Below are 9917 nucleotides of genomic sequence, written 5' to 3' on the forward strand. Positions count from 1 at the left end.
GGCCGCTCGCGGCCGCCGGCTCTCCCCGAGGGCAGGAGGGTCAGACCCTGCGGAACAGCAGGGCCCGCTTGACCTCCTGGATCGCCTGCGTGACCTGGATGCCTCGCGGGCAGGCGTCCGTGCAGTTGAACGTCGTGCGGCACCGCCACACGCCCTCGTTGTCGTTGAGGATGTCCAGCCGCTCCTCGGCGCCCTCGTCCCGGCTGTCGAAGATGAACCGGTGCGCGTTGACGATCGCCGCCGGGCCGAAGTAGGAACCCTCGGTCCAGAACACCGGGCAGGACGTCGTGCACGCGGCGCAGAGGATGCACTTGGTGGTGTCGTCGAACCGGGCGCGGTCCGCCGCGGACTGGTGGCGCTCCCGGGTGGGCTCGTTGCCGGTGGTGATCAGGTAGGGCTTGACCGCCCGGTAGGCCTCGAAGAAGGGCTCCATGTCGACGATCAGGTCCTTCTCCACGGGAAGGCCCTTGATCGGCTCGATGCTGATGGTGGTGTGCTTCCCGCCACCGGCCAGCAGGTCCTTGATCAGCACCTTGCAGGCGAGCCGGTTGATGCCGTTGATCCGCATCGCGTCGGACCCGCAGATGCCGTGGGCGCAGGAGCGTCGGAAGGCCAGCGTGCCGTCCAGGTACCACTTGACGTGGTGCAGCAGGTTCAGCACGCGGTCGGTCGGCAGGGCCGGTACGTCGAAGGACTCCCAGTAGGGCTCGTCCGCGTCGCCCTCCGGGTTGTACCGGCGGATCTTCACGGTGACGACGACCGAGCCCTCCGGAGCGGGGGGCGGCGCGGCCGGGTCGTTCCGCGAGTCGTCGGTGCCCGGCTTCTCTGTGGTGGGTGCGGACATCAGTACTTGCGCTCCATCGGCTGGTAGCGGGTGATCACAACCGGCTTGTAGTCGAGCCGGATGTCGGCGGTGAGACCACCGAAGCCCGTCTTCTTCGTGGTGTCGTCGTCCGGGATCTGCTTGTAGGCCATGGTGTGGCGCAGGAAGTTGACGTCGTCACGGGTGGTGTAGTCCTCGCGGGCGTGTCCGCCCCGGGACTCCTTCCGGTTGATCGCGCCCAGCACCAGCACCTCGGCCAGCTCCAACAGGAAGCCGAGTTCCACGGCCTCCAGCAGGTCGGTGTTGTACCGCTTGCCGTGGTCCTGGATGGCCACCCGGTCGAAGCGCTCCTTGAGCGCCTGCACGTCGTGCAGGGCCTGCTTCAACGTGTCCTCGGTGCGGTAGACCGAGGCGTTGGCGTCCATCGTCTGCTGGAGCTCGGTGCGGATGTTCGCCACCCGCTCACCGCCCGTGGAGCCGTGCAGCTTCTCGACCATCGCGACCACCGGGACCTCCGGTGACTCGGGCAGGTCGACGAAGTCGTGCGCCTTCGCGTACTCGGCGGCGGCGATCCCGGCCCGTCGGCCGAAGACGTTGATGTCCAGCAGCGAGTTGGTGCCCAGCCGGTTCGCGCCGTGCACCGACACGCAGGCGCACTCCCCGGCGGCGTACAGGCCCGGGACGATGTTCTCGGCGTCCCGCAGCACCTCACCCTTGATGTTGGTGGGGATGCCACCCATCGCGTAGTGGGCGGTCGGGTACACCGGCACCGGCTCGTCGACCGGGTCGATGCCCAGGTAGGTACGGGAGAACTCGGTGATGTCCGGCAGCTTCGCGTCCAGCACCTCCGCCCCGAGGTGGGTGAGGTCGAGCAGCACGTAGTCCTTGTGCGGCCCGCAGCCCCGGCCCTCGCGGACCTCGGTGGCCATCGCCCGGGCCACCATGTCCCTCGGCGCGAGGTCCTTGATGGTGGGCGCGTACCGCTCCATGAAGCGTTCGCCGGAGTCGTTCCGGAGGATGCCGCCCTCGCCCCGGGCGCCCTCGGTCAGGAGGATGCCCAGACCTGCCAGCCCCGTCGGGTGGAACTGGTAGAACTCCATGTCCTCCAGCGGCAGGCCCTTGCGGAAGACGATGGCCATGCCATCACCCGTCAGGGTGTGCGCGTTCGAGGTGGTCTTGAAGACCTTGCCGAAACCACCGGTGGCGAAGACGACGGCCTTCGCCTGGAACACGTGGATCTCGCCGGTGGCCAGTTCCAGCGCGACCGCGCCGGTGCAGACCGGGCCGTCCTCGGTCTCGGTGAGGCAGATGTCCAGCACGTAGAACTCGTTGAAGAACTCGACCTCGTGCTTGATGCAGTTCTGGTAGAGCGTCTGGAGGATCATGTGGCCGGTGCGGTCGGCCGCGTAGCAGGCCCGGCGCACCGCGGCCTCGCCGTGGTTGCGGGTGTGGCCGCCGAACCGGCGCTGGTCGATCTTGCCCTCGGGGGTGCGGTTGAACGGCAGCCCCATCTTCTCCAGGTCGAGGACCGCGTCGATGGCCTCCTTGGCCATGATCTCCGCGGCGTCCTGGTCGACCAGGTAGTCACCACCCTTGACGGTGTCGAAGGTGTGCCATTCCCAGTTGTCTTCTTCGACGTTGGCCAGCGCGGCGCACATCCCGCCCTGGGCGGCGCCGGTGTGGGACCGAGTGGGATAGAGCTTGGTGAGCACCGCGGTACGCGCCTGCTGACCGGACTCGATCGCCGCTCGCATCCCGGCGCCACCGGCGCCGACGATCACCACGTCGTACTTGTGGAACTGCATGAGCGTCTCTCCGTCTTCACTGCGCCGACCCCGGGTGGTCGTCCACCCGGGGTCGCCCGCACTTCTCGCGTCGGACGGCGCCTACCGCGTCGCCGTCGGGGGACCCGGGGGACCGGCGTCAGTTACCGATGTTGGGGTCGAAGGTGAACAGCACGAAGGTCCCGACCGCGATGATGACGATCATCGAGACGTAGAGCAGCATCTTCAACCAGAAGCGGGTCTGGTCCTTGCGCGCGTAGTCGTTGATGACGGTGCGCAGGCCGTTGCCGCCGTGGAGGCCGGCCAACCACAGCATGGTCAGGTCCCAGAACTGCCAGAACGGTGAGGCCCACCGGCCGGCGACGAAGGCGAAGTTGATGCGCTGCACGCCGTCGTCCAGGAACAGCATGATGAGCAGGTGGCCCAGCACCAGGAACACCAGCAGCAGGCCGGACAGGCGCATGAACAACCAGCTGTACAGCTCGAAGTTGCTGCGCCGGGCCGCCGGGCGCTGCGGGGACCTCGGCTTGTCCACCGAGAAGGGGGCGTCGGTCACGGACATGGTCAGCTACCCCCGAACAGGTCAGCGAAGCCCTTGACGAGCAGGTAGTAGGAGCCGGGGATCATCACGACCAGCCAGATCGCGAGGATCGTCCACAGCATCGGCTTCTGGTACTTGGTGCCCTTCGACCAGAAGTCCACGAGCATCACCCGGATGCCGTTGAGGGCGTGGTAGAGCACGGCGCCGACCAGGCCGAGTTCGAAGAGCACCATCACCGGGTGCTTGTAGGTCTCGATCACGACGTCGTACGCGTTCGGTGAGACCCGCACCAGTGCGGTGTCCAGCACGTGGACGAACAGGAAGAAGAACACGAGCACACCGGTGATCCGGTGGGCTACCCACGACCACATCCCCGGGTCGCCCCGGTACAGGGTGCCGCCAAGCCGGGCGTTCCCCGCCCGGTCCGCGGCACCAGCCGAGTGGGCGGTGGTGCTGGCCATGATCGACGGCCTCCAACATCGCTGGTGGGAAGGGACTCGTAACGTCGCGGAGAACTCGCCTCGAGCATCACGAAGCCTTGACTCGCCGGATGTTAGTCCTGGGCAATCACTTCGGCACAGCCGGCGGTGCCAGGTTGTGACTGACCGAACATGCCGTGGCCCCGGTCGGTGGTGGCCCACCGGCCCGGTGGCGGTGGGGTGCGGGGAGCCGCACCCGGCGAACCGGGGCGGGGGAACTCGCCCTGGAGTGGTCGCGCTGCGTGCGGGATCCCGGTTGTCAACCGCGAACCGGGTTCCTCCCGGGATGCGGACCCAACGATTCGGTTAAGGGCCTGTGAACGGCTACCGACCATGCGCTACCGGCAGGTACGGTTCGGCGTCCGCAGAGACCTCTGTGCTGCTCAGCATGACTGAGTCGGAAGGAGTGCAACCATGCGTCGACCGCGTGGTGCCGCGCTGGCAATCGCCCTGACCGGGGTGTTGGCGGTGGTCGGGTGTGCCAAGGACGGCGGCGGCACGTCGACGTCCGGTGAGGGCGCCGGTGGCGAGGGTGCCGCCGGCTGCCAGTTGGCCGACCCGCCCCCCGCCCCGGACGAGGTCGAGGTCAGCACACCGGAGACGGCCGACGTCGACGGCAGCGAGCTGCGCGTCGGCCTGGCCTACGACATCGGCGGCCGGGGCGACGCCTCGTTCAACGATGCCGCCGCCGCTGGTCTCGACCGGGCCGAGGAGGAGTTCGGCCTGGGTGACGTCCGCGAGCTGACGGCCGAGGCCAACGAGTCAGAGGACGCCAAGGTGTCCCGGCTGCGCCAGCTGGCCGACGAGGGCTTCAGCCCGATCATCGGCGTCGGCTTCGCCTACGCGGACGCGTTCGAGACCGTTGCCGCCGACTACCCGGACACCGACTTCGCGCTGGTCGACGCGGCGGTGGAGGATGCCGACAACATCACCCCGCTGCTGTTCGCGGAGCACGAGGGCTCCTTCCTCGCGGGTGTCGCCGCCGCCTACAAGTCGGACAACTGCCACGTCGGCTTCGTCGGCGGCGTGGAGACGCCGCTGATCCAGAAGTTCGAGGCGGGGTTCCTCGAGGGCGCCCGCGCGGCCGCGCCGGACATCCAGATCGAGAACACCTACCTGACCCCGGCCGGGGACATCACGGGCTTCCAGGACCCGGCCAAGGGCAACGAGGCGACCCGCGCGCAGATCGACGCCGGCGCCGACGTCGTCTACCACGCCGCCGGTGCCTCCGGCAAGGGCGTGTTCGAGGCCGCCAAGGCCGGTGACGCGCTCGCGATCGGCGTCGACTCCGACCAGTACAACCAGGAGACGGTGGCGGAGTCGAAGGACGTCATCATCACCTCGATGCTCAAGCGGGTCGACGTGGCGGTCTTCAACTACCTCGCCGCCGTCGCGGAGGACGACCTCACCGACTTCCCCGAGGTCTTCGACCTGAGCGTCGACGGCGTGGACTACTCCACCTCGGGGGGGATGGTCGACGACATCGCCGACGTCCTCGACGGGTACAAGGCGCAGATCATCGCGGGTGACATCGAGGTCCCGTCCTCGCCGACCGGCTGAGCCGGAGCACCCACCCCGCCGCTCCAGGCGGCGCACCGGGCACCTCGCGACCAGCGCGCGGGGTGCCCGGTGGCGGATCCGGGCACGGGGCCGCCCCCGGCGGGCGGGCGCGCGTCCCGCACACTCGAAGGGCGGCGCGGCCACCCACGCCCGCCGCCACCGTCGTCGGCCGGTCGAGACGCGGCCGAGAGCCACACACGACAAGGAAGGGCGGGATGACCAGTCCTGTTCCCGAGGAAGGCACCGGTCGCGACGCCGGGGTGCCCTCCGACACAGCCGCCGTGCCCGCGGTGAGGCTGTCCGGGATCACCAAGCGGTTCCCCGGCGTCGTCGCCAACGCGGACGTGCACCTGAGCGTGCGGGCCGGCGAGGTGCACGCGCTCTGCGGCGAGAACGGCGCGGGCAAGTCGACCCTGATGAAGATCCTCTACGGGATGCAGCAGCCCGACGAGGGCACGATCGAGGTCGAGGGACGGGCGGTGGTCTTCCGCTCCCCGGCCGACGCGATCGACGCGGGTGTGGGCATGGTGCACCAGCACTTCATGCTGGCGGACAACCTCACGGTGCTGGAGAACGTGCTCCTGGGCGCGGAGAAGCTGCACGGCATCGGGCGGCGGGCCAGGGCGAAGGTGGCGGAGCTGGCCAGGCGGGCCGGGCTCACCGTCGACCTCTCCCTCCTCGTCGAGGAACTCGGGGTCGCCGACCGGCAGCGCGTCGAGATCCTCAAGGTGCTCTACCGGGGCGCCCGCATCGTCATCCTCGACGAGCCGACGGCCGTGCTGGTCCCCCAGGAGGTCGACGAGCTGTTCGCGACCCTCCGCGAGATGCGGGCCGACGGCTACACCTTCCTCTTCATCTCCCACAAGCTGGACGAGGTGCGGGCGATCGCCGACTCGGTCACCGTGATCCGGCGTGGCACCACCGTCGGTACCGCGGACCCGAGGACGGTCACCTCCCGGCAGCTGGCCGAGATGATGGTGGGCAGCGAGCTCCCCAGCCCGGAGACGCGGGTGTCCTCGGTCACCGACGTCGAGGTGCTGCGTGTGGAGGGCCTGACCCTGCGGAGCGAGGGCAGTGAGCGTCCCCTGCTCGACTCGATCGACCTCACCGTCCGGGCGGGGGAGATCGTGGGCATCGCCGGGGTCGAGGGCAACGGCCAGGTCGAACTCGTCGAGGCCGTGATGGGGATGCGCCGGGCCCACGCCGGCACCGTTCGGCTGTCCGGGGTGGATCTCACCACCAAGGGGACGATGGCGCGGCGCGAGGCGGGTATCGGGTACGTCCCGGAGGACCGCACCCGGCACGGCCTGCTGCTCGACGAACCGCTGTGGTCCAACCGCATCCTCGGGTTCCAGAGCCGCCGCCCGGTCTCCAGCGGCGCCTGGCTCAGCATCGAGGGAGCCAGGTCGGACACCGCCCGCATCGTCGAACAGTTCGACGTCCGCACCCCGGGCATCGACGTGGCCGCCGGGGCGCTCTCCGGCGGGAACCAGCAGAAGCTGATCGTCGGGCGTGAACTGTCCGGTGATCCCGTCCTGCTCATCGCCTCCCACCCCACCCGAGGGGTGGACGTCGGCGCGCAGGCGGGCATCTGGGAACACATCAAGACCGCGCGGGCCCAGGGGCTCGCGGTGCTGCTCGTCTCCGCGGACCTCGACGAGCTGATCGGGCTGTCGGACACGATCAGGGTCATCTACGGCGGCCGGCTGGTCGCGGACGCCGACCCCCGGTCCGTCACCCCGGAGGAGCTGGGTGCGGCCATGACCGGCGCGGCAGACGTCGGCTCCGGGCGCGGGGCGGCCGACCAGTCGACCCCCGGCACGGACGACGGTGAGGCCGGCCAGTCGACACGAGGCGGGGATCGGTGATGGGGTCGATACGAGCGAAACTGCTGCCGCCGGCACTGGCGATCGCCTTCGCCGTGCTGCTGTGCGCGGTGACCCTGCTGTTCTCCGGGAGCAGTCCGCTGGAGGCGCTGGGCGCCATGGTGGGCAGCCTCGGCCGGGGCACGACCGCCGTGGACGTGGTCAACACCGCCACCTCGTACTACATCGTCGCCCTCGCGGCGGCCCTCGGGTTCCAGATGAACCTGCTGAACATCGGCATCGAGGGCCAGTACCGGCTCGCGGCCTGCGTCGCGGCCATCGTGGGTGGCGCGGTCACGCTGCCGTTCGGGCTGGGTGTGGTCGTCACCATGCTCGCGGCCGCCGCCACCGGAGCCGCGTGGGTGGGCATCGCCGCGTTGCTCAAGGTGTACCGGGGCGTGTCCGAGGTGATCTCCACGATCATGCTCAACGCGCTGTCGTTCGGCGTGATCGCCTACCTGATCAGCTCGGACATGTTCGGCGAGCTGCGCGGGAACAACATCGGCACGCCCTACCTCCCGGAGTCCAACCGGGTCCCCGGGTTCTCCTTCGGTTCCTCCGGGACCGTCTTCGGGATGGTGCTGGTCGCCGCCGCCCTCGGCGTCGGGTACTGGGTGTTGATGAACCGGACCAGGTTCGGCTTCGAGCTGCGCGCCTCCGGGAAGTCGCCGACGGCGGCCGCCGCCGGCGGCGTGAACGCCAAGAAGATGATCCTGGTGACGCTGCTGATCTCCGGTGCGGTCGCCGGCCTCGCCGGCCTGCCAGAACTGCTCGGCAGGGACCACACCTTCAGCCTGAACTTCCCCGCCGGCTACGGGTTCACCGGGTTGGCGGTGGCGCTGCTCGGGCGGAACAACCCCGTCGGCATCGCCTTCGGCGCGCTGCTGTGGGCCTTCCTGGACAAGAGCAGGCTCGCCCTCGACAACGTGGGCGTGCCCAGCGAGATCGTGACCATCATGCAGGGCTCGATCGTCCTGTCGGTCGTCGTGGCGTACGAGCTGGTCCGCCGCGTCGAGCTGCGGGCCGAGCAGCGGCGCGTCGGCGGGCAGAACCCGCCCGGCTCCGGTGAGCCGCGGCCCGTGTCGGCAGGAGGTGCCGTATGACCCTCGGCGCTACGTCGCAGGACCCGAACACCTCGGCGGGGCCGGTGACCGAGAAGGCGGCGCGGTCCCGGCGCCGGATCCCCGGTTGGCTCATGGGAGCCCTCTGGGTCGCGGTGGTCATGGTCCTGCTCTCGACCACGTCCTTCCTCACCGGGCTCCCGCAGCTCACCTCCTCCAGCACGATCGAGTCGGCGGCCCGGTTCGCGCTGCCGATCCTGCTGGCGGCCCTGGGCGGGCTGTGGGCGGAACGGGCCGGCGTCATCAACATCGGCCTCGAAGGCATGATGATCTTCGGGACCTGGGGTGCGGCGTTCGCCGGCTACTACTGGGGACCGTGGGCCGGCCTGCTGGCCGCCGCGCTGTTCGGGGCTGTCGGTGGCCTCCTGCACGCGGTCGCCACCGTGACCTTCGGGGTGAACCACATCGTCTCCGGTGTGGCGATCAACCTGTTGGGCCTCGGCGTCACCAAGTACCTGTCCAGCCTGATCTTCTACCCGTTGTCGGGGAACCCGCGCGAGTCGCCGCCGGTCCCGAAGTTCGACACCTACTCGGCACAGCCGCTGGCCGGCTGGCTGGGCGAGCTGGAGGCGATGCAACGGGTCGGGATCTCCGACGTGGCGGGCATCCTGCGCGGCCTGGTGATCGGCGTCTCCCCGCTGGCCATGATCGGCATCCTGCTGGTGCCGGTGAGCTACCTGGTGCTGTGGCGGAGCCGGTTCGGACTCCGGCTGCGCTCCTGCGGTGAGAACCCGAAGGCCGCCGAGTCGCTGGGCGTCAACGTGTACCTGTACAAGTACTCGGCCGTCATCATGTCCGGTGCGCTCGCCGGGATCGGCGGTGCCGCCCTGGTCCTCAACCCCGGGCAGCCCGGCTACTCGGAGAACCAGGTGAACGGCCGTGGCTACATCGGCCTCGCGGCCATGATCTTCGGCAACTGGCGGCCGGGTGGTCTGCTCGGCGGTTCCGCGCTGTTCGGGTACGCCGACGGCCTCCGGCTGCGGCAGGGCGAGACGACCGTGCACGCCCTGCTGTACGGAGCGGCACTGCTGGTGCTGGTCCTCGCCGTGGTGCACCTCGTCCGGGGCCGTTGGACGAACGGGGCCACCGCCCTCGGCGGAGCGGTCGCGCTCTACGCGGTGTACTGGTTCACCGACGGCATCCCTCGGGAGCTGCTCGCCTACGCGCCCCACCTGGTGACGCTGGTGGTGCTCGCCGTCGCCGCGCAGAAACTGCGGGGACCGGCGGCCAACGGGCTCCAGTACAGCCGGGAGACCGGTGGTCGGCGGAAACGGGGCGGGAAGGAACCCGGGGCCTCGGTCGGCGCCCCCGGGTCCGGGGCAGCACCACCTCCCGACCGCCGGTCGGAACCCGGCGGGGAGCAACCTCCCGGTGCGGGCGGGGCGGCGCCACCGACAGGTGGTTGACCCGCTCGCTCCGGCGGGACGGGGGAGCGAGGACCGAGTGGACGCGGACGTGCGGGAAGAGGAGCCAACGAGATGACGACGGCGACGACCGGGACCGAGGTGGACTGGGACGCCCTGCGGGAGGAGGCGGTCCGCGCCGCCCAGTCCGCCTACTGCCCCTACTCGGGGCTCCAGGTGGGGGCGGCGGCGGTGTGCTCGGATGGTCGGGTGGTCACCGGGTGCAACGTGGAGAACGCCTCCTACGGGGTCGGTCTCTGCGCCGAGTGCACCCTGGCCGGGCAGCTCCAGCTCACCGGCGGCGGACGGCTCGTCGCCGTCGCCTGCCGCTCCGGTGCCGG

9 protein-coding genes are annotated in these 9917 nt (G+C 70.1%); 5 read left to right on the forward strand and 4 right to left on the reverse strand.

The features are described 5' to 3' along the window. Positions 1-40: 40 nt before the first annotated feature. The 4 genes from ACTIDRAF_RS0207520 to sdhC form a co-directional block, all read right to left on the reverse strand. On the reverse strand, positions 41-844 hold the full coding sequence (locus ACTIDRAF_RS0207520; RefSeq protein ID WP_016698108.1) for a succinate dehydrogenase iron-sulfur subunit: 804 nt from the start codon (positions 842-844) through the stop codon (positions 41-43). Continuing rightward, entirely contained in the window at positions 844-2628 is a 1785-nt protein-coding gene (gene sdhA / locus ACTIDRAF_RS0207525) for a succinate dehydrogenase flavoprotein subunit (protein WP_016698109.1), read from the reverse strand. The genes ACTIDRAF_RS0207520 and sdhA overlap by 1 nt, the downstream gene beginning before the upstream one ends. A 118-nt stretch (positions 2629-2746) precedes the next feature. Then, the gene (locus ACTIDRAF_RS0207530) at positions 2747-3169 is read right to left on the reverse strand and encodes a succinate dehydrogenase hydrophobic membrane anchor subunit (RefSeq protein ID WP_016698110.1); all 423 of its coding nucleotides are present in this window, start codon (positions 3167-3169) and stop codon (positions 2747-2749) included. A 2-nt stretch (positions 3170-3171) separates the two neighbouring features. Beyond that, positions 3172-3609: a succinate dehydrogenase, cytochrome b556 subunit gene (sdhC, locus tag ACTIDRAF_RS0207535; RefSeq protein WP_016698112.1), complete on the reverse strand. Its 438-nt coding sequence runs from the start codon at positions 3607-3609 to the stop codon at positions 3172-3174. Between the two features lie 432 nt (positions 3610-4041). Here sdhC and ACTIDRAF_RS0207540 point away from each other — a divergent pair, with 432 nt between their 5' ends. From ACTIDRAF_RS0207540 to ACTIDRAF_RS0207560, 5 genes are all read left to right on the forward strand, one after another. Further along, complete coding sequence (locus tag ACTIDRAF_RS0207540) at positions 4042-5187, forward strand: BMP family lipoprotein (RefSeq protein ID WP_016698113.1); 1146 nt, start codon at positions 4042-4044, stop codon at positions 5185-5187. 215 nt (positions 5188-5402) lie between these two features. Next, entirely contained in the window at positions 5403-7055 is a 1653-nt protein-coding gene (locus tag ACTIDRAF_RS27720) for an ABC transporter ATP-binding protein (protein ID WP_016698114.1), read from the forward strand. After that, positions 7055-8155 (forward strand): ABC transporter permease, encoded by a 1101-nt coding sequence (locus ACTIDRAF_RS0207550; protein ID WP_016698115.1) that lies wholly within the window; start codon positions 7055-7057, stop codon positions 8153-8155. The genes ACTIDRAF_RS27720 and ACTIDRAF_RS0207550 overlap by 1 nt, the downstream gene beginning before the upstream one ends. Further along, complete coding sequence (locus ACTIDRAF_RS0207555; RefSeq protein ID WP_016698116.1) at positions 8152-9579, forward strand: ABC transporter permease; 1428 nt, start codon at positions 8152-8154, stop codon at positions 9577-9579. Before ACTIDRAF_RS0207550 ends, ACTIDRAF_RS0207555 begins: the two co-directional genes overlap by 4 nt. Positions 9580-9651: 72 nt before the next feature. Beyond that, positions 9652-9917: cytidine deaminase (locus ACTIDRAF_RS0207560; protein ID WP_016698117.1), on the forward strand; the 266-nt coding region annotated here is incomplete at its 3' end.

It is taken from the genome of Actinoalloteichus spitiensis RMV-1378, assembly GCF_000239155.1.
Classification (GTDB): Bacteria; Actinomycetota; Actinomycetes; order Mycobacteriales; family Pseudonocardiaceae; genus Actinoalloteichus_B; species Actinoalloteichus_B spitiensis.